Below are 24,278 nucleotides of genomic sequence, written 5' to 3'. Positions count from 1 at the left end.
CTAAGCTAACTGGGTTTGCTCTTTAAAATTAATAGAAATGAGAGAGAGCATGTTAGTCCAGCTATTTGCTTTATATTTAGAGAGTTTAGTGTTGACGATACTACTGGTCTTACTGGTTTTAGGGCTTTGGATTGGTTTTAGAGCACTATCAGGAGCCGATAAAACTGCTAAGGAACGTCAAGCTCACCTCTACGATATGATTATGATTGGAGTTTTGATAATTCCAGTACTGTCTTTTGCAACCATGAGTATCTTGTTGGTTCTCAAGGCATAATAGTTGTTAAATAGGATATAATCCGTTAGAATAAAAATAGTTACAACAAGAAAGAAGGAAAGAGAATGTACGATACGATTATTATCGGTGCAGGTCCTGCAGGGATGACTGCAGCCTTGTATGCAGCACGCAGTAATCTGAAAGTTGCTTTGATTGAAGGTGGTCTTCCAGGTGGTCAGATGAATAACACTTCTGATATTGAAAACTACCCAGGTTACGCCAATATTAGTGGACCTGAGTTAGCAGAAAAGATGTTTGAACCTCTTGAAAATCTTGGTGTTGAGCATCTTTATGGCTTTGTTGAAAATGTTGAGGACCATGGTGATGTTAAGAAAGTAATCACAGATGATGAAGAATTTGAAACACGTACAGTTATCGTGGCGACTGGTTCTAAGCACCGTCTCTTGGGAGTTCCAGGTGAAGAAGAACTCAATAGCCGTGGTGTTTCTTACTGTGCGGTCTGTGATGGAGCTTTTTTCCGTGACCAAGATTTGTTAGTTGTAGGTGGTGGCGACTCAGCAGTTGAGGAAGCAATCTTCTTAACACAGTTTGCCAAAACTGTAACCATCGTTCACCGTCGTGATGAGCTCCGTGCTCAAAAAGTCTTGCAAGACCGCGCCTTTGCCAATGAAAAAATCAACTTCATTTGGGATTCTGTTGTCAAAGAAATCAAGGGTGAAAACCGTGTGGAGTCAGTTGTCATTGAAAATGTTAAAACAAATCAAGTGACTGAACATGCCTTTGGTGGTGTATTTATCTACGTTGGTTTAGATCCAGTTAGTGATTTTACAAAGGATTTACAAATCCAAGATGAATCAGGTTGGATTGTGACAGATGACCATATGAAAACAAGTGTTGCAGGAGTCTTTTCAGTTGGGGATGTTCGTCAAAAGGACCTTCGTCAAGTTACAACAGCAGTTGGAGATGGCGCCATTGCAGGTCAAGAAGCCTATAAATATATTACTGAACATAATTAAAAAGGCGGTGGGACAGAAATCAATGGACGAAGTCTCGATTTCGTAGTCCCAGCCCCGCGAGGATGATTAGGAGCTTTTTGGAGTCTAAAAGATGAACAAAAAGTTCAATTAGCTACCGCGTCAAAGTTTGATTGCTAATAAAAAGTGAGGTTGGGATCTTTTGTCCCAACCTCACTCTTTTTATAATCGATTTCTGAAGACTTCGTACATGAGAATAGCAGCAGCAACACTGGCATTGAGGCTTTGTACATGTCCATTCATTGGAATAGTGATCATCTCGTCCACTTGCTTTTTGATGTTACTTGAGATACCTTTTCCTTCATTTCCGATAATGAGAGCGACTTTGCCACTTGTGTTCCATTTATGGCAAGGAGTCCCGTTCATATCAGTTCCAAAAGTCCAAAAGCCTTCTTCTTTAAGTTTATCCAAGGTTTGGCTGAGGTTGGTCACGCGGGCAATGGGAACATGTTCGATGGCACCCGTTGCTGTTTTTGCAACGACAGGAGTAACACCAACAGCTCGATGTTTAGGAATAATGACACCTGTAACATTGGTTGCATCGGCTGTTCTTAGGATAGAACCTAGGTTGTGAGGGTCAGTTAGTCCATCGAGAATCAATAGTAGTGGGTTTTCTTCTTGACGAGTCTTTGCAAGAATCTGCTCAAGTTCAGTATAGGCAAATTCAGAGACACGTAGGACAAAACCTTGGTGAACAGCACCTTCAGTCATTTCGGAAAGAGATTTTTTTGAAGTCCAAGAAATGGATACTTTCTTTTCGGTAGCCAGTTCCTTAACTTTTTCTACATTCTTTCCTCGTAAATCATCCTGGAGATAGAGTTTATTTCCAGTATTTGCTAAAAGTGCTTCAGTAACGGCGTGAACGCCATAAACGATATCATTTGTTTTCATGGCTCTATTATAACATAAAACCCCGCCTTGCAACGGGATTTTCTTTATTCGAGAATGAGTAGGCCTTCTTTGATTTCAAAGGGATCTTTTTCGTTAATTCGATCGTAAAACATAATACCATTTAAGTGGTCAATTTCATGTTGGACAACGATTGAGTTGTAGCCTTTTAGCTTGATGCGATGTTTTTCACCATCCTTATCAAAGTAGTCGACAGTCACTCGGGCATGGCGGATAACATAACCTGGAACAGCTCGATCGACTGATAGACAACCTTCTCCCTCACCTAGAGCAGCATCTTGGACTGAGTGTGAGACGATTTTAGGATTGTACATAACAGCTTGTAAGTCATAGGCTTCCTGAGGTGTTTCACCATCTTCAGTGATATTTGGAACCAAAACAGCGATGATGCGTTTTGAGATGTCCAATTGGGGTGCTGCAAGTCCAACTCCTCCACGTAGACCTAACTTTTCAGCCATAACTGGGTCTTGTGAATGTTTCAAAAATTGCATCATTTTCTCACCGAGAATGATATCTTGATCGCTCAATGGGAAAGTGACCTCCTCGGCAACAGCACGTAGGGTTGGATTGCCCTCTCGAATAATATCTTTCATATCAATCAAATGTGAAGCTTTTGTAATACGTTCTATAGCAGACATGTTCTCTCCTTCCTTCCATTACATTTACATGATAACACAAATCAGATGAGAAAGAAAGTCACAGAAGCTGTTAAAAAATTATAGAATAAAAGGAAATACCAATTTGTCTGTGGTATAATAAGGTAAGGAGACTTGCATCAAAAAGCAAGGAGAAAAAAGATGGGAAAACGCAGTAGTAGAAATCAAAATGGTCCTATTTTACAGCTTGTCAGGAAGTTTATTCGATTTTTTAGAAACTATCGCCAATGGAGTAATAAAACCTTTATTATGGTTTTGTTAATCGTAGTTGCTATTTCGATGGCATTGACTTTATTAGCTGAAGGGCTAAAGGGAATTCCTTTAGTAAATAGTAGTGCAACTACAGTGAGTCAGAGTGCTGATTCTAAGGAGAAGACTACTGTAACAGAACAGGAAACAAGTGCTCGCATCATGGCAAATGGTGATTTGCTCTATCATGACATAATTTATATTTCAGCAAAAAAGGCAGATGGCACCTATGATTTTCATGAAAACTTTGAATACGTAAAGCCTTGGCTGAAGCAAGCTGATTTAGTTCTTGGTGATTTTGAAGGAACCGTAAATAAAGACCACTATCTTGCAGGCTATCCTTTGTTTAATGCACCTGGTGAAGTTATGGATGCTATAAAAGATGCAGGCTATCAAGTGCTAGACTTGGCTCATAACCATATTTTGGATTCTCAGATTGAGGGAGTCGTTTCAACCGCAGATGCTATTGAAAAGGCAGGAATGACACCAGTCGGGGTCTATACCCATGAATCACGAGATAAGGCGCCTTTAGTTATCAAGGAAGTCAACGGTATTAAAGTTGCTATTTTAGCCTATTCCTATGGTTTTAATGGCATTGAACAAAGCATTTCTCAAGAGGATTATAATCGCTATCTTTCAGACTTAGATGAAGATAAAATGAAGGCTGAAATTGAGCGAGCTGAGAAAGAGGCAGATATTACAATTATCATGCCTCAGATGGGAGTTGAGTATCAAATTGAGCCGACTGAGGAGCAAAAGAAACTTTATCATAAAATGATTGATTGGGGAGCTGATATTATCTTTGGTGGTCACCCTCACGTTGTTGAACCAGCTGAAACGGTTGAAAAAGACGGTGACAAAAAGCTTATCATTTACTCTATGGGGAATTTTATCTCAAATCAACGGATTGAAACCATGCAGGATGTTGAAAATGCCAAGTGGACGGAACGTGGAGTCCTCATGGATGTGACCATTAAGAAGAAATCCGGTAAAACGACTATCGAGACAGCCCAAGCTCATCCAAGTTGGGTGAGTCGGACTCCAAAGGGAGGTTATTCGTCAGAAGGCTACCCACTCTATCTTTACCAAACCTTTATCTTGGAAGATTTTATTGAGGGTGGGAAATACCGTAGTCAGTTAGACGAGGCGACCAAGGAACGGATTGATACAGCCTATAAAGAAATGAATGAACATGTAGGTTTGAAGTGGTAGTGATTCGAACCTCAAGGAGACATGATGGAAATTAAGATTATTGCAACAGATATGGATGGTACTTTGTTAGATCCAAGAGGTCAACTAGACCTTCCTCGCTTAGAGAAAATTTTGGATAAGCTGGATCACCGTGGCGTTCGGTTTGTTATTGCGACTGGAAATGAAGTTCATCGTATGAGACAATTACTGGGACATCTAGCAGAAAGAGTCGTTCTTGTAGTTGCTAACGGTGCTCGGATATTCGAAAATAATGAATTGCTTCAAGCACAAACTTGGGATGATGCCATGGTTGATAGGGCTTTGGACCATTTTAAAGGTAGGGAATGTCAGGATCAGTTTGTCGTAACTGGTATGAATGGTGGCTTTGTAAAGGAAGGTACTGTCTTTACAGAACTAGATAAATTTATGACTCCGGAGATGATTGAGAAGCTCTATCAACGAATGAATTTTGTTAATGAATTTGACTCTAATCTCTTCGGTGGTGTTCTCAAGATGAGTATGGTAGTTGGTGAAGAACGATCTGATTCGGTTTTACAGGAAATTAATGACTTATTTGATGGGCATGTGCGAGCTGTTTCCAGCGGTTATGGTTGTATTGATATCTTACAAGATGGGATTCATAAGGCGTGGGGTCTAGAAGAATTGCTCAAACGTTGGAATTTAAAACCTGAACAAATCATGGCCTTTGGTGATAGTGAAAATGACATTGAAATGTTAGAGTTGGCAGGTATTTCATATGCCATGGAAAATGCAGAAGATGCTGTTAAAGAAGTAGCTACAAAAATAGCCCCAGCCAACAGTCAGGCGGGTGTTTACCAAGTTTTAGAAAACTGGCTAGAAAGAGGAGAATAACTTGGCAGTACAACTATTAGAAAACTGGCTATTAAAAGAGCAAGAAAAAATCCAAACCAAGTATCGTGAACTCAATCAGATTTCTGTAATTGAACCCAATATCATTTTTATCGGTGATTCTATTGTTGAGTATTATCCCTTGCAGGAATTGCTAGGGACAACCAAGACCATTGTGAATCGAGGGATTCGAGGCTATCAGACTGGACTTTTGCTAGATAACCTTGATGCCCATCTCTATGGTGATGCAGTGGATCAAATTGTACTTTTGATTGGGACCAATGACATTGGGAAAGATGTTCCAATGAGTCAAGCACTAGGGAACCTTGAAAGTGTGATTCAAAGTATTTCTCGTGACTATCCGCTGTCACAGATAAAGCTAGTTTCTATTCTGCCAGTTCATCAAGGGGAAGAATACAAACAGACAGTTTATATTCGTACAAATGAGAAGATAAAGGCATGGAACCAAGCCTATCAAGAGCTAGCTTCTGCCTACATGCAGGTAGAATATGTGTCTGTTTTTGAAGAGCTACTCGATCAGGAAGGGCAACTCAAATCAGACTATACAACAGATGGGCTTCACCTTAGCGTTTCTGGCTATCAGGCTCTATCAGAAACCTTGAAAAATAGACTTTTCTAGACATCTACTTGCATTTTTGCTTTTTTCACCTAGATAAGGTATAATATCTTTATAGTCTTTGGGGTCGTTACGGATTCGACAGGCATTATGAGGCATATTTTGCGACTCGTGTGGCGACGTAAACGCTCAGTTAAATATAACTGCAAAAAATAACACTTCATACGCTCTAGCTGCCTAAAAACCAGCAGGCGTGACCCGATTCGGATTGCTCGTGTCTGATGATAGGTCTTATTATTAGCGAGATACGATCAAACTTTGTCTAGCAGTTTGGTAAGAGATTTATAGGCTCGCAGTTCCTAGGCTTGAGTTATGTGTCGAGGAGCTGTTAAAACAATACATAACCTATGGTTGTAGACAAATATGTTAGCAGGTGTTTGGACGTGGGTTCGACTCCCACCGGCTCCATTATTCTTTTGCATTCTTTTGCATTCCTTTCTAAAACGTTGTTAAATCAACGTTTTTTATTTTTGTCTTTGGTATTCCTTGATATTCTTTTGCGAAAAAGACAGACCCTAAAACAGACCCTCTTTTTGAAGAAGGTCTGTCGTATTTAAAAATCTATAAAATTTGCAAAACGTTCTCCGATATCGTCCTTCGCTTGAGTGGTTATATGGGTATATACGTTCATTGTCGTTTTTAAATCTGAATGCCCGAGCCGGTATTGGACTTGTTTTAATGTCATTCCAGCTTCAAAACATAGACTTCCTCATGTTCATTACGGTTACAATCATGAGGAATACAGAGGAACTCACGCCTTGAGTTCTAAGGATATAAAAATAGTTGAAAAAGCTGTAAATTCTTGGTATAATAGAAACAAGAAATAGGATAGTAGTTTACGAGTGAAAACATGGTATGACACTATAAAAAAGTGATGGATATGGCTAGGGTGCACTAAATATAGTAGTATCTACCCATTGAAGCACGTGTTATTATCAAGACGACGGTTGAAATCCGTCCGCCTATAATCTTTAGCCTCAACTTAATGTCGGGGCTTTTTTTGTTTTCTTGTTTTTAAATAGCGCAAAAATATCCTTTTTTAACTATATAGAATAGAACCACAAGCAATGGCGCTTGTGATTTTTTTGTTTGAAAGGAGGTAAGAATTGCCTAGAGATGGAACAGAAAACTTAATTCCGGTAACTGAGCGAACCAAGAAAGAAGCAAGGGAAATTTCACGAAAAGGCGGTATCGCCTCCGGGAAAGCTCGAAGGGAAAAAGCAGACTTAAAAAAGAAAGTAAACGAGATTTTATCGATGGATATTTTTAGTCCACAACTTAAAGAAACGCTCGAAGAAAAGGGCTTGAGCACTACAAATCAGACGGCAATCGTGACGGTGCTCCTTCAAAAGGCTCTTAAAGGCGATATACGGGCTATTGAGTTACTAGCGAAGATGAACGGTAACGAAGGCACGAAAGACAGCCTTGACAAGAAAGAGCAGAAAGAACGCGTCAAGGCAATACAGCTCGAAAACAAGAAACGCGGGCAGTAGCTCGAGGGAGGCGTTGCTTCCGAAGATAATATTAGTAAAATAAAAGCTGAAATAGACGCGCAAAACTATTTACTTTCGGTAGAAAAGAGGTATAATATACCTAGAAACGAAAGCGAACAAACAAAGAAGAATCTGAAGTATTGGAAGGAGAAGCTGAAAAAATATGAAGATTAAACATATTTTACAGTTGCCATTCGGGACGTCTGTTAATTTAGACAAAAATGTCCCCGAATCCGGAGTAGTAGGCAATTTTTTGACCGTTGATTTTGAAAATTACTATAAAGTCGTGGGAACTCCAACAAACATTTTTTCAGAGGTCTTGATTTCAAAAGCGGAAACGTTGAGGGAAGGTCAAGAAGTTTATTTTGTATAAAATAAGCACTTAGATAATAATCTAGGCGCTTTTTTTATGCTTGAAATAAGGAAGGGGAATAAAAATTAAAATTACGATTGCGAAGCCAATCGTAGGTAAAAAAGAACTCTTGGCAAGAGCACACAGATGGCTACTTTTACTATTTGCTTCCAAGCGGAGCCATGGCTACTGGTTGGGCACTTATTGCTAACAAGTGGTACTACTTCAAAGAAACTGGAGCAATGGCCACTGGATGGGTCAAATATAAAGACCACTGGTACTACCTCGATGCCAAGGATGGCGACATGAAATCCAAACAGTTCATTAAGTCAGCCGACGGATCAGGCTGGTACTACCTAAAACCAGATGGATCTATGGACGACAAACCAGAATTTAAGATTGAGCCTAACGGCTTGATCACCACAAAATAAAAATAAAGCATAGAAAGGCTTTCAAAATTTAATTAAACTCAACCGCTGGCAATCGCTAGCGGTTTTTTTGTTTGCTCTTTTTTGAAAAAGCATGACCTAAAACAGACCCTAAAATCGCTATGAGTTGATTTAATATATTTTATAAGACTCCCACCGGCTCCATTAATAATTTACATTGTTTTGTAAATCTTTCTAAAACGTTGTTTTTACAACGTTTTTTATTTTATTCTTTGGTATTCTTTTGCAAAAAAAGAATACAACATTTTGTTGTATCCTAAATATTAAATCAAGTCCTGAATTTTCTTAAGTTTTTATCATATTTTCTGTTATAATTAAGGTGCCTTAAGAAAAATAATGAAAAAACTAAATGTTTTTCATATAGTTTTCATTTTTTGTGTTATAATTAAGGTGCCTTAAGAAAAATATTAAGGTGCCTTAAGAAAAATAATGAAAAAACTAAATGTTTTTCATATAGTTTTCATTGTTTTAATAGTTTAAAGTCAATCTTATTTTTCTCTAATAGAAAATAATGAAAAAGTAGGTTTAGAAAGAGGTAAGTATCTATGTCTTCTCATAAAAAAGTGTCACTCTCTGAGATTAATCAATCTATCGATACTCCAAATAACAATCATTTCTGGCAAAATTTAAAGGCCTTTTTAGGTCCGGGTGCTCTTGTCGCAGTTGGTTATATGGATCCAGGAAACTGGATTACCAGTGTAGTCGGTGGTGCTTCCTATAAGTATAGTCTCTTGTTTGTTATCTTGATTTCATCTCTCATTGCCATGCAACTTCAGCAGATGGCAGGAAAGCTTGGGATTGTAACCCAGATGGACCTGGCTCAAGCAACGGCTCATCATTCACCTAAATGGCTTCGTTATAGTCTATGGGTGATTTTAGAATTAGCCTTGATGGCGACAGATCTGGCAGAAGTTCTAGGTTCAGCGATTGCTCTCAATCTTCTCTTTAAGATTCCGATTATGATAGCAATTCTCTTGACCGTGTTGGATGTTTTTCTCTTATTGCTTCTGATGAAATTTGGCTTTAAGAAGATTGAAGCTATTGTGACAACACTGATTTTAACCATTCTAGCAATTTTTACCTATCTGGTAGCTTTGTCACATCCAAGCTTCCAAGGAATCGTTGAGGGTTATCTACCGAATGCAACCTTATTTGAAAGTCCTTTGCCAGGGCATGAAAGTCAATTAACCTTGGCACTAGGGATCGTGGGAGCAACTGTTATGCCTCATAATCTTTATTTGCATTCATCCTTGTCACAGACTCGTAAAATCAATCACCAGGACAAAAATGATGTTCAAAAAGCCGTACGCTTTATGACCTGGGATTCTAATCTCCAGTTATCCTTGGCCTTTGTCGTTAACTCCCTTCTTTTGATCTTAGGAGCGGCTCTCTTTTTCGGCCATGCATCCGAGATTTCTGCCTTCTCTCAAATGTATAATGCCTTGCAGGATTCTACTATTGCAGGAGCTATAGCTAGCTCGACCTTATCAACCTTGTTTGCTTTGGCTTTATTAGCCAGTGGTCAGAATTCGACAATTACGGGTACCTTGACTGGACAAATCGTTATGGAAGGTTTCTTGCATATGAGATTGCCTCAATGGTTCATTCGTTTGGCGACTCGCCTCTTTGCCTTGCTGCCTGTCATGATTGTAGCGGTTCTGTTTGGTCATCAGGAAAAAACCTTGGATCAGTTATTGGTTTATTCACAGGTCTTTCTTTCTATAGCTCTTCCATTTTCAATTTTTCCTTTGATTTATCTCACTTCTAAGAAATCACTGATGGGCGAATTTACCAATGCTAAATGGAATACCATCCTTGGTTATATTGTTTCCATTATCTTAACAATTCTCAATGTGAAATTGTTATTTGATATTTTCTAAGAAAATCACCCGAGTTATAAAACAAACATATAAGAAAAAAGATACCCAAGATTTCTTGGGTATCTTTTTTGAAAATAAACGGAAGACATGGGATTCGAACCCACGCACGCTTTAACACGCCTACCGCGTTTCCAACACGGCCTCTTAAGCCTCTTGAGTAATCTTCCATTATTTACTAACCTAGTCTACCATAAAGCCTTCTTTCTTGCAAATTTATTTAAAGTTAAGGAGTTATTGATAGAAAATGAAAGAAAATGACAAAAAATGCTTGACTTTGATATTTTTTATGATAGAATGAATAATGTAATCGTTAACAGGAGGTGGGTTCGTGCTAAAAAGCGAGAGAAAAAAGTTAATTTTAGAAGAATTGAGTAAGCATAAAATCGTCTCTCTAGAGAAATTGGTAGGCTTGCTAGATACTTCAGAATCAACAGTTAGACGTGATTTAGATGAATTGGAGTCTGAAAATAAACTTCGTCGAGTGCATGGAGGAGCAGAGTTTCCTCACTCCTTGCAAGAAGAAGAAACCATTCAAGAAAAATCTGTCAAAAACCTTCAAGAGAAAAAGTTGATTGCTCAAAAAGCAGCTTCTCTCATCAAAGAAAAAGATGTTATCTTTGTGGATGCAGGAAGTACGACAGCCTTTCTCATTAAGGAATTGGAGCGAAAAGACATTACAGTGGTAACCAATTCCATTCACCATGCGGTTCAATTAGTGGATAAGCAAATCCCAACAGTCATTATCGGTGGTGGAGTTAAAATGACAACAGATGCCAGTATCGGAGGAGTAGCTCTCAATCAGATTAACCAACTGCACTTTGATCGTGCCTTTATTGGAATGAATGGTGTAGATGAAGGTTACTTTACAACTCCAGATATGGAGGAGGGCGCCGTCAAGCGTGCTATCTTAGAAAATGCTAAACAGACATATGTTCTAGCAGATTCATCCAAGATTGGTCAGTCTTGTTTTGCTAAGGTAGCTCCTATAAAACGTGCTATTGTCATTACAAGCAAGGGTCACGAGCTCTTGCCAGCTATCAAAGAGAAAACGGAGGTAATAGAAGTATGATTTATACAGTCACACTCAATCCATCTATAGACTACATTGTCCGTTTGGACAAAGTAGAAGTTGGTAGTGTTAATCGTATGGATAGTGATGATAAGTTTGCTGGTGGTAAGGGAATCAACGTTAGCCGTGTCTTGAAACGTCTAGACATTCCAAATACAGCGACTGGATTTATCGGGGGTTTTACAGGTAAATTTATCACAGATACTTTAGCTGAAGAGCAAATTGAAACGCAATTTGTCCAAGTGGCAGAAGATACGCGTATCAACGTTAAAATCAAAGCAGACCAAGAAACCGAAATCAATGGGACTGGCCCTACTGTTGAAGCAGATCAACTGGAGGAGTTAAAAGCCATTCTTTCAAGCCTGACAGCAGAAGATACAGTTGTATTTGCGGGTTCGAGTGCTAAAAACTTGGGTAATGTTATTTACAAAGAATTAATTGCTTTGACGCGTCAGACAGGCGCTCAAGTGGTTTGTGACTTTGAAGGTCAGACCTTAATCGATAGTTTGGATTATCAACCTCTTCTAGTTAAACCGAACAATCATGAACTTGGAGCTATCTTTGGAGTGAAACTCGAAAGCTTAGATGAGATTGAAAAATACGCTCGAGAGTTGTTGGCTAAAGGTGCTCAAAACGTTATCATCTCTATGGCTGGTGACGGTGCCCTTCTGGTAGCATCAGAGGGAGCCTACTTTGCTAAGCCAATCAAGGGAACAGTGAAAAACTCAGTGGGAGCTGGTGACTCAATGGTTGCTGGATTTACTGGTGAGTTTGTAAAATCAAAAGACGCAGTAGAAGCCTTCAAATGGGGTGTGGCTTGTGGAACAGCAACTACCTTCTCTGATGACTTGGCAACTGCAGCATTTATTAAAGAAACTTATGAAAAAGTTGAGGTAGAAAAAAGATGAAAATTCAAGATTTATTGAGAAAAGATGTCATGTTGCTTGATTTGCAAGCAACTGAAAAAACAGCAGCTATCGAAGAAATGATTTATAGCTTGGTAGAGCATGGATATGTGACAGATTTCGAAACCTTCAAAGAAGGAATCTTGGCGCGTGAAGCTTTGACTTCTACAGGTTTGGGTGACGGTATCGCAATGCCTCACAGCAAAAATGCTGCAGTTAAAGAAGCAACAGTTCTCTTTGCTAAGTCGAACAAGGGTGTTGACTACGAAAGTTTAGACGGACAAGCAACTGACCTCTTCTTTATGATTGCTGCTCCAGAAGGTGCCAATGATACTCACTTGGCTGCCTTAGCAGAATTGTCACAATATTTGATGAAAGACGGATTTGCTGATAAGCTTCGTCAAGTAACATCAGCTGATCAAGTCATTGAACTCTTTGACCAAGCTTCAGAAAAAGCTGAGGAACCAGTTCAAGCTTCTGCAAATGAATCTGGTGACTTTATCGTAGCAGTTACAGCTTGTACAACAGGAATTGCCCACACATACATGGCCCAAGAAGCACTTCAAAAAGTGGCTGCAGAAATGGGTGTTGGTATCAAGGTTGAAACTAATGGTGCCAGCGGTGTTGGCAACAAATTGACAGCAGAAGATATCCGTAAGGCTAAAGCTGTAATTATCGCTGCAGATAAAGCAGTTGAAATGGATCGTTTCGATGGCAAACCATTGGTAAATCGTCCAGTAGCAGACGGTATTCGTAAGACAGAAGAGTTGATCAACTTGGCTCTTTCTGGAAATGCTGAAGTTTACCGTGCTGCTAATGGAGTGCAAGCTTCAACAGCATCTAATGAAAAACAAAGCATCGGTGGTGCCTTCTACAAACACTTGATGAGTGGTGTATCTCAAATGTTGCCATTCGTTATTGGTGGTGGTATCATGATTGTCCTCGCCTTCTTGATTGATGGTGCTATGGGTGTGCCTAATGAGAGCCTTGGAAATCTTGGTTCTTACCATGAACTCGCTTCGATGTTCATGAAAATCGGTGGATCAGCCTTTGGTTTGATGCTTCCAGTCTTTGCTGGATATGTTGCTTACTCAATCGCTGAAAAACCAGGTTTGGTAGCCGGTTTCGTAGCTGGTGCTATCGCTAAAGAAGGTTATGCCTTTGGTAAAATCCCTTACGCTCAGGGCGGTGAAGCAACTTCAGCTCTTGCAGGAGTATCATCAGGTTTCCTTGGAGCTCTTGTTGGTGGATTTATCGCAGGTGCCTTGGTACTCTTAGTTAAAAAATACGTGAAGGTTCCTCGCTCACTTGAAGGTGCAAAATCAATCCTTCTCTTGCCACTTCTTGGAACAGTCTTGACAGGATTTGTCATGCTTGCTGTTAACATCCCAATGGCCGCAATCAACACTGGTATGAACAACTTCCTTGGTGGTCTTGAAGGTGGATCAGCTGTTCTTCTTGGAGTCGTTCTTGGAGGAATGATGGCTGTCGATATGGGTGGACCTGTCAATAAAGCAGCCTACGTCTTTGGTACTGGTACTCTTGCAGCAACAGTGGCAACAGGTGGTTCAGTAGCCATGGCAGCAGTTATGGCTGGAGGGATGGTTCCACCACTAGCAATCTTTGTGGCAACTCTTCTTTTCAAAGATAAATTTACTAAAGAAGAACGTAACTCTGGTTTGACAAATATCGTTATGGGCTTGTCATTCATCACTGAAGGTGCGATTCCGTTCGGTGCAGCAGACCCTGCTCGTGCTATTCCAAGCTTTATCCTTGGTTCAGCAGTAGCAGGTGGACTTGTTGGTCTTGCAAATATCAAACTCATGGCTCCTCATGGAGGAATCTTCGTTATCGCCCTTACTTCAAATGCTCTTCTCTATCTTGTCTCTGTCTTGATTGGAGCACTTGTTAGTGGTGTGGTTTATGGTTACCTTCGTAAACCATTAGAAAAATAATTACAATAGATTCAAATGACTGAACACGAAAGTGGTCAGTCATTTTTTTGATAATGGAGTTAGGGAGACAGGCCTTTAAAGTGATATAATAGAGGTAAATCTTAGAGAATTTAAATGATAGTATGCTAAAGTTCTACAAATACCTTAGAGGAGAAAAGTGTCATGAGTGATTCTAGAAAAGAAGAAATCGACAAACTAGTGAAAGAAAAGATTCCTCACCAAAATCTTGCAAAAGAAGAGTTACAGAAGGTCTATGCCAGCTTGGTGGAGGAGAATTTTCCTGATTCTTAACGAATTCATTTTATAGATGATTTAGGTAGGAGCCCGGAACTTACCGTTCATTTTGAGCTCATTTGCAAAGATTGGGAGGAAGGAACTGACCTGAATTTTGAAGCGAGTTTTGACCAGCATGGGCAGGAGGGAATCGATTATCTTTTGGAAATTCTCGATCAAGAGGAAGCGGAGAGTCAACGCGTTTTGATTGTATATCTTCTAGCGAAAATCCTTTCCAAAGTAAGACATAGAGATTTTTATGCGTCTTCTTGCAAGCAACTACTTCCTGTTCTAATCTCTCTTTTACCTAGTTCAGAAGCTTCTAATCGTAGAAAGCTAATCATTGCCCTAGGTTGGATTGGTTCAATAAGTGAGATAGAAATCTTAGGACAACATCTCTTGACCGACCAAGATGCACTTTGTCGTGCCTGGTCTGCCAGTAGTTTGATGCAATTATCTTTTCATCAAGTTGAAAAAGAAGTCTTGATGGAGAAAACAAAGGATTTGTTTCGAGAGGCGATTGTAGAAGAAAAGGACTTTCGGACTTGTGCTCTGATGATAGAAGCAGCTCAGGTTTTATTTGGAAAAAAATGGATTCCTACATCTGCTGTAGAGAAGTTGGAAACCGAAAAGATTGAGAAGGCAAGAAAATCAGCAATTAGATTTTTGAAGAAGTAGTGAGACAAGGTTGTTGAAAAATCATATAGAATAGAAAATTCAGAAATATCAATGAAAGATGATTGTGTCTAGTAGATGCAATCATTTTTTAACCCCTCGAAAAGTTTCTGAAATATGATATAATAGAAGCATGGCAAACAAGAATACAACTAAAACAAGACGAAGACCGTCTAAAGCAGAATTGGAAAGAAAACAAGCGATTCAACGAATGTTGATTTCCTTAGCTTTGGCTATTTGTTTAATTTTTGCTGCTCTTAAATGGGGAGCTGTCGGAATCACTGTTTATAACCTGATTCGCTTACTCGTAGGGAGTTTAGCATACTTAGCTATTTTCTCTCTCTTAATTTATCTATTCTTCTTTAAATGGATTCATAAACAAGAAGGCTTGCTAGCAGGTTTCTTCTTTATTTTTGCAGGCTTGCTCCTCATCTTTCAAGCTTATCTTGTCTGGAAGCTTAGCATAGCAAATGCTGTGTTTCAAGGAACGATTGGACAAATCTTTAAAGATTTAACCAGTTTTCAAGTGACAAGTTTTGCAGGGGGAGGCTTGTTAGGGGTAGGCCTCTACATTCCGGTAGCCTTTTTGTTCTCAAACATCGGTACCTATTTCATCGGGGCAATCCTAATCTTAATCGGAGCTCTTTTAATGAGTCCATGGTCTATCTATGATATTGCCGATTTACTTTCAGCTCGATTTGCTATCTGGATGGAACGCCGTGAACAGAAAAAACAAGAGCGCTTTATCAAGCGTGAAGAGGAAAAGGCACGAAGAGAAGCAGAAGAGCAAGCAAGACTTGAAAAAGAAAGAGAAGAGCAGGCTTTGCTTGACATGCAGCCTGTAGATATGGAAACTGGAGAAATCTTATCAGACGAACCACTGCAAGAATTTCCCCCACTTCCAGAGGAGGAATGGGTAGAACCTGAGATTATTCTTCCGCAAGCTGATTTTGATTACCCTGAAGAAGGAGACTATCCAGAGGAAGAAGTTTTCTCTGAAGAAGATGATGATGACGAAGAGGTTGAAGTAGATTTTTCTGCTAAAAAGGCCTTGGAGTATAAGCTTCCAAGCTTGCAACTCTTTGCACCAGATAAACCAAAAGATCAGTCAAAAGAAAAGAAAATCGTTAGAGAAAATATTAAAATTTTGGAAGAGACCTTCGCAAGTTTTGGTATTAAAGTAACGGTTGAAAGAGCAGAAATTGGACCATCTGTTACCAAGTATGAAGTTAAACCTGCAGTTGGTGTCCGTGTCAACCGGATTTCCAACCTAGCAGATGACTTGGCTCTGGCTTTGGCTGCCAAGGATGTCCGTATTGAGGCTCCAATTCCAGGGAAATCTTTGGTCGGTATCGAAGTTCCAAACTCGGAAATTGCAACTGTATCCTTCCGTGAGCTTTGGGAACAATCTCAAACAAAACCTGAAAATCTTTTAGAAATTCCTCTTGGGAAAGCAGTCAATGGTACGGCTCGTAGTTTTGATTTGGCTAAAATGCCTCACTTGCTAGTTGCCGGTTCTACGGGTTCTGGTAAATCTGTTGCAGTTAATGGTATTATCGCTAGCATTCTCATGAAGGCTCGTCCAGATCAAGTCAAATTTATGATGGTTGATCCTAAAATGGTTGAGCTTTCAGTTTACAACGATATCCCTCATCTCTTGATTCCAGTTGTGACCAATCCTCGTAAGGCCAGCAAGGCCCTTCAAAAAGTCGTTGATGAGATGGAAAATCGCTATGAGCTTTTCGCCAAAGTTGGAGTTCGAAATATTGCTGGTTTTAATGCTAAGGTTGAGGAATTTAATGCTCAGTCCGAATACAAACAAGTACCTCTACCTTTAATCGTCGTAATTGTGGATGAGTTGGCTGACCTCATGATGGTTGCCAGCAAGGAAGTAGAAGATGCTATTATCCGTCTCGGACAGAAGGCGCGTGCGGCTGGTATTCATATGATCCTTGCAACTCAGCGTCCTTCGGTTGATGTTATCTCTGGTTTGATTAAGGCAAATGTGCCGTCTCGTGTGGCTTTTGCAGTTTCTTCGGGAACAGATTCACGTACGATATTGGATGAAAATGGTGCTGAGAAATTACTCGGCCGAGGCGATATGCTCTTTAAGCCAATTGATGAAAACCATCCTGTTCGTCTCCAAGGTTCCTTTATTTCAGATGATGATGTTGAACGTATCGTAAACTTCATCAAGGCTCAAGCTGATGCTGATTATGATGAAAGCTTTGATCCGGGAGAAGTATCTGAGACAGAGGGTGATTTTGGTTCTAGCGATGATGCTGGAGATCCGCTCTTTGAAGAAGCTAAAGCTCTCGTCATCGAGACACAAAAAGCAAGTGCATCTATGATTCAGCGCCGTCTTTCAGTTGGATTTAACCGTGCAACTCGATTGATGGAAGAGTTAGAGTTAGCAGGTGTTATTGGACCTGCTGAAGGAACAAAACCTCGAAAAGTATTGCAACAATAAATTGTTTGAAAATAGAATAAAAATTCAAGAAATTACCTTTCTAAAATCGGGAAAATCTACTCTAATTTTTCGAAGGTGATTTCTTTTTTTATGCCTATGATTATAGGTGTTCTTGTAGTAAAAAGACTTTCAGGTTGGTCCGAAAATTAGATTTTACTTTTACTAATTTTAACTAATATAGTATTGATTTTTAAACTAGTTTTTGATATATTAAAATGGCATAAGAAATATTTATATGTTTAAAAAATAAGCGAAAAAAATGAAGGGAGTTATTTTTTTAAAATAAATTGCAAACGCTTACTTTTTAAGCAGGAAGGAATAAAAAATAATGGATAAAAGGTTATTTGAAAAACGTTGTAAATATAGTATTCGGAAATTTTCATTAGGTGTTGCTTCTGTTATCATTGGTGCTACATTCTTCGGAACAAGTACCGTTTTAGCTGATACAGCACAGACTGGTTCTACCGCAAATATGCCAGCTGATTTAGCAGCAGCTCTGGCAAATGCAAAAGATGATAATGGACATGATTTTGAAGCACCGAAACCTGGAGAAAATCAAGGTTCTCCTGAAGTTACCGAAGGACCAAAAACTGAGGAAGAATTACTGGAGAAAGAAAAAGAAGCTGCAGCAACTTCAGCAACTGAAAATGAACTTCCAAAAGATTTGCGAGAAAAATTAGATAAGGCCGAAGACACTGGCCATACTGCTTCAAAAGAAGATTTAGAAAAAGAAGATAAAAGTTTAGTTCCAGAGGATGTTGCTAAAACAAAAAATGGAATATTGAACTACGGCGCTACTGTTGAAATTAAGAGTGATGCCGGAACTGGTAGTGGGATTGTTATCGGAGAAAATCTTGTTTTATCAGTATCTCATAACTTTATCAAGGATGTTCCGGATGGCAACAATCGTAAGGTAGCAGACAATATCGAAAGCGATAAAGATGTTTATACTGTATCTTATGAAGGTGCACCAGACGTTAAGTTTAGTAAAAATGATGTAAAACACTGGGATCGTGAAGGCTTCCTAAAAGGTTATAAGAATGACTTAGCCATTGTCAAACTTCGCAAACCTCTTGCAAATGCTCCAGTTGAAGTTTTAGATAAACCATCTACCATTAAGGTAGGAGATAAGGTACACGTCTTTGGTTATCCAAAAGGAGAGCTTGATCCAATTCTGAATACAACTGTCGAAGCTATTAACAATCATGGCGAAGGCGTTCGTGGAATTAGCTACCAAGGAAGTGAACCTGGTGCCAGCGGTGGCGGAATCTTTGATGAGAATGGAAAATTAATTGGTATTCACCAAAATGGTGTATCTGGTAAACGTAGTGGTGGTATCCTCTTCTCACCTGCACAGTTAGAATGGATTCAAAACTATATCAAAGGTATTGAAACAACGAAACCAGCTGGTCTAGATGCTTTGGATAAGCAAGTAGAAGATAAAGAAGAAAAACCAAAAGAGGACAAACCTCAGGAAGAAAAACCAGTTGAAAACAAACCAGCTGAGAATAAACCAGCTGAGAACAAACCAGCTGAGAACAAACCAGCTGAGAACAAACCGGCGGAAAACAAACCGGCTGAAACAAAAGAAGTCAAACCAGAATGGAAAACTGTTGATAAGAAGGAACAACAAGGAACAGTAGCAATTCGTGAAGAAAAAGGTGTTCGATACAATCAACTAGCTTCAACAGCTCAAAATGATAACGGCAAAAATCCAGCCTTGTTTGAAAAAGAAGGTTTGACAGTTGACGCTAATGGGAATGCTACAGTTGATTTGACCTTCAAAGAAGAGTCTGAAACAGGCAAGTCTCGCTTTGGTGTCTTCATGAAATTTAAAGACACGGATAACAACGTTTTTGTAGGGTATGACCAAGGCGGATGGTTCTGGGAATACAAGACAAATGGTAGCGGACTTTGGTATCAAGGCGAACGTGTCGCAGCACCAGTAAATGGTTCTGTTAACCATTTGACGATCAGTCTCAAATCGGACGGACAACTTAACGCAACCAACAATGATGTCAAGTTATTCGATACTCTTACCTTACCTTCTGCAGTAAATGACAAATTAAAAGATGAGAAGAAGATTGTTCTTAAAGCTGGAACATACAATAGTAGCGAAAGAACAATTGTAAACATTAAAACAGATGATCAAGAAGGCGTTAAAGCAGACCAAGAAGTTGCTGAAAAAGAAAAAGGCGATGAAGTTGATGATCGTAATGTGAAATACGATACAATTGAGTCTACTGTTTTGAAAGCAGTCATTGACCAAGCCTTCCCTCGTATTAAAGAATATGTCCTTAATGGCAATAAGCTTCCAGGTCAACTTCAACCAATTAATCAAGTTGTTATCAATAAGCATGCCGTAACTCCTGAAGTTACCTATAAAAAAGTAAATGCAACAACTGCTGAGTATGAAATGAAACTCCGTGATGAGGAAAATCTCATTAATGCAGATATGACTGTTCGTTTACAAGTAGTGGGCAATCAACTTCACTTTGATGTGACTAAGATTGTCAACCATAACCAAGTAACACCAGGACAGAAGATTGATGATGAACGTAAATTACTTTCTTCTATCAGCTTCCTAGGCAATGCCTTGGTATCTGTTTCAAGTGACCAACCTGGAGCTAAGTTTGATGGGGCAACCATGTCAAACAATACTCACGTAAGTGGTGACGACCATATCGAAGTAACCAATCCAATGAAAGAATTGGCCAAAGGTTACATGTATGGATTTGTTTCAACAGATAAACTTGCTGCTGGTGTATGGAGCAACTCACAAAACAGTTACGGTGGTGGTTCTTATGACTGGACACGTTTGACAGCCTACAAGAACACTATTGGTAATGCTAACTACGTTGAAATCCATAGTTCTGAATGGCAATGGGAAAAAGCACACAATGGTATTGTCTTCCCAGCATATACTAAGGAACTTCCAAGTGCTAAAGTTGTCATCACAGAAGATGCCAATGCTGATAATAAAGTAGACTGGCAAGATGGTGCGATTGCATACCGTAGCATCATGAACAACCCTCAAGGTTGGGAAAAAGTAAAAAATATCACTGCATACCGTATCGCTATGAACTTTGGTTCACAAGCACAGAACCCATTCCTGATGACTTTGGATGGTATCAAGAAGATTAACCTCCATACAGATGGTCTTGGGCAAGGTGTCCTCCTTAAAGGTTACGGTAGTGAAGGACATGACTCAGGTCATTTAAACTACGCGGATATCGGTAAACGTATCGGTGGTACGGAAGACTTTAAAGCTCTTATTGAAAAAGCTAAGAAATATGGTGCCCACCTAGGTATCCACGTTAACGCTTCAGAAACCTATCCTGAATCAAAATACTTCAATGAAAATATCCTTCGTAAAAATGCTGACGGTAGCTATAGCTACGGTTGGAACTGGCTTGACCAAGGTATCAATATTGATGCAGCCTACGATTTAGCTCATGGACGTTTAGCTCGTTGGGAAGAATTGAAGAAAGAGTTGGGTGAAGGTCTAGACTTCATCTATGTCGACGTTTGGGGTAACGGTCAATCAGGAGACAACGGTGCTTGGGCAACTCACGTTCTTGCAAAAGAAATCAACCAACAGGGTTGGCGTTTTGCAATTGAGTGGGGCCATGGTGGTGAGTATGACTCTACCTTCCATCACTGGGCTGCAGACTTGACTTATGGCGGCTATACCAATAAAGGTATTAACAGTGCCATTACTCGCTTTATCCGTAACCACCAAAAAGATGCTTGGGTTGGTGATTACAGAAGCTATGGAGGTGCGGCTAACTACCCACTTCTAGGTGGATATAGCATGAAAGACTTCGAAGGCTGGCAAGGTCGTAGTGACTACAATGGTTATGTAACCAACTTGTTTGCCCACGATGTTATGACTAAGTACTTCCAACACTTCACTGTTAGCAAATGGGAAAATGGTAAACCAGTAACCATGACTGACAATGGTGGCACTTACAAGTGGACACCTGAGATGAAGGTTGAATTGGTCGATGAGGAAAACAACAAGGTAGTTGTTACTCGTAAATCTAATGATGTCAATAGCCCACAATACCGTGAACGAATTGTTACACTTAATGATCGTGTTATTCAGGATGGTTCAGCCTACTTGACTCCTTGGAACTGGGATGCCAATGGTAACAAGCTTACTGGTGACAAGGAAAAAATGTACTACTTCAATACTGAAAAAGGTGCAACAACTTGGACACTTCCTAGCGACTGGGCAAATGGTAAAGTTTACCTTTACAAACTAACAGACCAAGGTAAGACTGAAGAACAAGAAGTGGCTGTCAAAGATGGTAAAATTACCCTCGACCTTCTAGCAAATCAACCATATGTTCTCTATCGTTCTAAACAAACTAATCCTGAAATGTCATGGAGTGAAGGAATGCACATCTATGACCAAGGATTTAACAGTGAATCTTTAGACCATTGGAAGATTGAAGGTGACGCTTCTAAAGCGACAGTTGTCAAATCTCAAGGTGCAAACCAAATGCTCCGCATCCAAGGCAATACAGAAAAAGTTAGTCTCACTCAAAAATTGACTGGCTTGAAGCCAAATACAAAATATGCAGTTTATGTCGGTGTTGATAATCGTAGTGATGCTAAAGCAAGCATTACTGTTAACACTGGTGAGAAAGAAGTGACTAACTACACGAACAAGTCACTTGCTCTTAACTATGTTAAAGCATACGCTCATAACACTCGTACTGACAATGCAACAGTTGATGATAGAAGTTACTTCCAAAACATGTATGCCTTCTTCACAACAGGTTCAGATGTATCAAATGTAACCTTGACCTTAAGTCGTGAAGCAGGAGATGAAGCAACTTACTTCGATGAAATCCGTACTTTCGAAAATGATTCAAATATGTACGGTGATGGTCATGATACTGCAAAAGGCGTCTTCAAACAAGACTTTGAAAATGTCGGACAAGGTATCTTCCCATTTGTCATTGGTGGAATCGAAGGTGTTGAAGATAACCGTACTCACTTGTCTGAAAAACATGGTCCATACACACAACGTGATTGGAATGGCAAGAAAGTTGACGACGTTATCGAAGGAAATTGGTCACTCAAGACAAACGGTCTCGTTAGCCGTCGTAACTTGGTTTACCAAACAATCCCACAAAACTTCCGCTTTGAAGCAGGTAAGACCTACCGTATCACATTTGACTACGAAGCTGGATCAGATAATACTTACGCATTTGTTGTAGGTAAGGGAGAATTCCAATCTGGTCGTCGTGGTAGCCAAGCAAGTGATCTTGAAATGCATGAATTACCAAACTCATGGACAGATTCTCAAAAAGCGAAACGTGCAACCTTCCTTGTGACAGGTGCTGAAACTGGCGATACTTGGGTAGGTATCTACTCTACAGGTAACGCAAGTAATACTCGTGGAGATTCTGGTGGTAATGCTAACTTCCGTGGTTACAATGATTTCATCATGGATAAACTTCAAATTGAAGAGATTGTCTTGACAGGTAAGATGATGATAGAAAATGCTGTCAAGAATTATCTTCCAACTGTAGCCATGACTAACTACACCAAAGAAAGTATGGATGCTTTAAAAGAAGCAGTCTTCAACCTCAGTCAAGCCGATGATGACATTAGTCTGGAAGAAGCTAAAGCAGAAATCGATAAGGTTAATGCTCTTAAAGATGCTTTAGTAATGAAGAAAACAGCTCTTGTAGCAGATGACTTTGCAAGCCTTTCAGCTCCTGCTCAGGCTGGTGAAGGTCTTGAAAATGCCTTTGATGGCAACTTATCTAGTCTATGGCATACATCATGGGGCGGAGGCGATGTTGGTAAACCAGCAACAATGGTCTTGAAAGAACCAACTGAAATTACTGGCTTCCGTTATGTTCCACGCGGTTCAGGTTCAAATGGTAACTTGAGAGATGTGACTCTTGTTGTTACTGATGAAACAGGTAAGGAGCATACCTTCAATGCAACTAATTGGGCTGATAATAACAAACCAAAAGATATCGACTTTGGTAAGACCATCAAGGCTAAGAAGATTGTCCTAACTGGAACAAGAACTTATGGAGATGGTGGTAATCAATATCAATCAGCTGCAGAATTGATCTTTGCTCGTCCTCAAGTTGCTGAAACAGGTCTTGACACAAGTGCATATGAAGCAGCCTTGGCTAAAGCTCAAAAATTGACTGATAAGAGCAATCAAGAAGAAGTGGCAAGTGTAGTTGCAAGCATGAAGTATGCAACAGATAACCACCTCTTAACAGATCGAATGGTGACATTCTTTGCAGAATATTTGGATCAGTTGAAGGATTCAACACCAACTCCAGATCCAGAACCAACTCCAGATCCGAAACCAACTCCAGATCCAGAGCCAACTCCAGATCCGAAACCAACTCCAGATCCAGAGCCAACTCCAGATCCGAAACCAACTCCAGATCCAGAGCCAACTCCAGATCCAAAACCAACTCCAGAACCTGAAGTACTAACTAGTAAGGGAGATCAAGAACCACCAGTAGTTGAAATTCCTGAATTTACAGGTGGAGTTAATGCTGCAGAAGCGGCTGTTCATGAAATCCCAGAGTTCAAGGGTGGCGTTAATTGGGTTGAAGCGGATAAGAATGATCTCCCAGAATTCAAGGGTGGCGTTAATGCAGTTGAAGCAGATAAGAATGAGCTCCCAGAGTTCAAGGGTGGAGTTAATTGGGTTGAAGCGGCTAAGAATGATGTTCCTGAGTATAAAGAAACATTAGCTGCAGGAGACAATCAGACAAGTCCAGTTGCAGAAAAACTTGATCAGAAACCAGCTCTTACACCAACACCTGCTATGCAAGCAGCACAAAAAGAAGCAGATCAGTCTAAACTTCCTGAAACTGGTGAAGGCACAACTGAACACCTCTTCCTAGCTGGTCTTACATTAGCAATGTCTGCTCTATTTCTTCAAAAAAGAAAAGAAGATTAAAATATAATAGAGTTTTATACT

Annotated in this window: 15 protein-coding genes, 1 tRNA gene, 1 other RNA gene and 3 pseudogenes; 16 read left to right on the top strand and 4 right to left on the bottom strand. The window is 39.7% G+C overall.

Annotated features, from left to right (window positions below; all coding sequences use genetic code 11):
• The first annotated feature begins 49 nt into the window (after window positions 1-49).
• Window positions 50-274, top strand: coding sequence for a DUF4059 family protein (locus QM810_RS03180; protein WP_016465609.1), 225 nt, complete (start codon window positions 50-52; stop codon window positions 272-274).
• Between the two features lie 65 nt (window positions 275-339).
• Window positions 340-1,251, top strand: a complete 912-nt coding sequence (gene trxB / locus QM810_RS03175) for a thioredoxin-disulfide reductase (RefSeq protein ID WP_414253829.1) — start codon at window positions 340-342, stop codon at window positions 1,249-1,251.
• A gap of 180 nt (window positions 1,252-1,431) precedes the next feature.
• On the opposite strand, the gene rlmB is transcribed toward trxB, so the two are convergent.
• Together rlmB and def are read right to left on the bottom strand one after the other, a co-directional pair.
• Window positions 1,432-2,160: a 23S rRNA (guanosine(2251)-2'-O)-methyltransferase RlmB gene (rlmB, locus tag QM810_RS03170; protein ID WP_414253828.1), complete on the bottom strand. Its 729-nt coding sequence runs from the start codon at window positions 2,158-2,160 to the stop codon at window positions 1,432-1,434.
• 44 nt (window positions 2,161-2,204) lie between these two features.
• A complete protein-coding gene (gene def / locus QM810_RS03165) occupies window positions 2,205-2,816 on the bottom strand; it encodes a peptide deformylase (protein WP_006151109.1) in 612 nt (203 codons plus the stop codon).
• Window positions 2,817-2,975: 159 nt separating this feature from the next.
• On the opposite strand from def, the gene QM810_RS03160 reads away from it, so the two are divergent.
• From QM810_RS03160 to ssrA, 4 genes are all read left to right on the top strand, one after another.
• Window positions 2,976-4,295, top strand: a complete 1,320-nt coding sequence (locus QM810_RS03160) for a CapA family protein (RefSeq protein ID WP_414253827.1) — start codon at window positions 2,976-2,978, stop codon at window positions 4,293-4,295.
• A 24-nt stretch (window positions 4,296-4,319) separates the two neighbouring features.
• The gene (locus QM810_RS03155; RefSeq protein ID WP_414253826.1) at window positions 4,320-5,147 is read left to right on the top strand and encodes an HAD family hydrolase; all 828 of its coding nucleotides are present in this window, start codon (window positions 4,320-4,322) and stop codon (window positions 5,145-5,147) included.
• Between the two features lies 1 nt (window position 5,148).
• The gene (locus QM810_RS03150) at window positions 5,149-5,784 is read left to right on the top strand and encodes an SGNH/GDSL hydrolase family protein (RefSeq protein WP_414253825.1); all 636 of its coding nucleotides are present in this window, start codon (window positions 5,149-5,151) and stop codon (window positions 5,782-5,784) included.
• A gap of 60 nt (window positions 5,785-5,844) precedes the next feature.
• Window positions 5,845-6,192: a transfer-messenger RNA gene (gene ssrA, locus QM810_RS03145) on the top strand.
• A gap of 142 nt (window positions 6,193-6,334) precedes the next feature.
• On the opposite strand, the pseudogene QM810_RS03140 reads toward ssrA, so the two are convergent.
• Window positions 6,335-6,487: pseudogene (locus tag QM810_RS03140) on the bottom strand (site-specific integrase); the annotation flags it as partial.
• A 400-nt stretch (window positions 6,488-6,887) separates the two neighbouring features.
• Between QM810_RS03140 and QM810_RS03135 the strand changes: the two are divergent.
• The 4 genes and pseudogenes from QM810_RS03135 (at window position 6,888) to QM810_RS03120 (ending at window position 9,955) form a co-directional block, all read left to right on the top strand.
• Window positions 6,888-7,274 (top strand): stress-induced protein, encoded by a 387-nt coding sequence (locus QM810_RS03135; protein ID WP_414253824.1) that lies wholly within the window; start codon window positions 6,888-6,890, stop codon window positions 7,272-7,274.
• Window positions 7,275-7,437: 163 nt separating this feature from the next.
• Window positions 7,438-7,647, top strand: a complete 210-nt coding sequence (locus QM810_RS03130) for a hypothetical protein (protein WP_414253823.1) — start codon at window positions 7,438-7,440, stop codon at window positions 7,645-7,647.
• A 110-nt stretch (window positions 7,648-7,757) separates the two neighbouring features.
• Window positions 7,758-8,057 (top strand): annotated as a pseudogene (locus QM810_RS03125) (N-acetylmuramoyl-L-alanine amidase); the annotation flags it as partial.
• A gap of 563 nt (window positions 8,058-8,620) precedes the next feature.
• Window positions 8,621-9,955 (top strand): Nramp family divalent metal transporter, encoded by a 1,335-nt coding sequence (locus QM810_RS03120; RefSeq protein ID WP_414253822.1) that lies wholly within the window; start codon window positions 8,621-8,623, stop codon window positions 9,953-9,955.
• Window positions 9,956-10,034: 79 nt separating this feature from the next.
• Here the strand turns inward: QM810_RS03120 and QM810_RS03115 are convergent.
• Window positions 10,035-10,122: transfer RNA gene (locus QM810_RS03115), tRNA-Ser, on the bottom strand.
• Window positions 10,123-10,283: 161 nt separating this feature from the next.
• Between QM810_RS03115 and QM810_RS03110 the strand changes: the two genes are divergently transcribed.
• The 6 genes and pseudogenes from QM810_RS03110 (at window position 10,284) to QM810_RS03085 (ending at window position 24,257) form a co-directional block, all read left to right on the top strand.
• Window positions 10,284-11,024 carry a DeoR/GlpR family DNA-binding transcription regulator gene (locus QM810_RS03110; RefSeq protein WP_414253821.1) on the top strand — a complete coding sequence of 247 codons (741 nt, stop codon included), beginning with the start codon at window positions 10,284-10,286 and terminating at the stop codon, window positions 11,022-11,024.
• Window positions 11,021-11,932, top strand: coding sequence for a 1-phosphofructokinase (gene pfkB, locus QM810_RS03105; RefSeq protein WP_414253820.1), 912 nt, complete (start codon window positions 11,021-11,023; stop codon window positions 11,930-11,932). Before QM810_RS03110 ends, pfkB begins: the two co-directional genes overlap by 4 nt.
• The gene (locus QM810_RS03100; RefSeq protein WP_414253819.1) at window positions 11,929-13,884 is read left to right on the top strand and encodes a fructose-specific PTS transporter subunit EIIC; all 1,956 of its coding nucleotides are present in this window, start codon (window positions 11,929-11,931) and stop codon (window positions 13,882-13,884) included. Before pfkB ends, QM810_RS03100 begins: the two co-directional genes overlap by 4 nt.
• 162 nt (window positions 13,885-14,046) lie before the next feature.
• Window positions 14,047-14,835 (top strand): annotated as a pseudogene (locus tag QM810_RS03095) (HEAT repeat domain-containing protein).
• A gap of 181 nt (window positions 14,836-15,016) precedes the next feature.
• The gene (locus QM810_RS03090) at window positions 15,017-17,302 is read left to right on the top strand and encodes a DNA translocase FtsK (RefSeq protein ID WP_414253980.1); all 2,286 of its coding nucleotides are present in this window, start codon (window positions 15,017-15,019) and stop codon (window positions 17,300-17,302) included.
• 328 nt (window positions 17,303-17,630) lie between these two features.
• On the top strand, window positions 17,631-24,257 hold the full coding sequence (locus tag QM810_RS03085) for a SpGH101 family endo-alpha-N-acetylgalactosaminidase (RefSeq protein ID WP_414253818.1): 6,627 nt from the start codon (window positions 17,631-17,633) through the stop codon (window positions 24,255-24,257).
• The last annotated feature ends 21 nt before the right edge of the window (window positions 24,258-24,278 follow it).

This window comes from Streptococcus infantis (assembly GCF_047464155.1).
GTDB lineage: Bacteria > Bacillota > Bacilli > Lactobacillales > Streptococcaceae > Streptococcus > Streptococcus infantis_U.
Note: the sequence above shows the minus strand (reverse complement) of the source record. Positions and strands in the feature narration are given on the sequence as shown.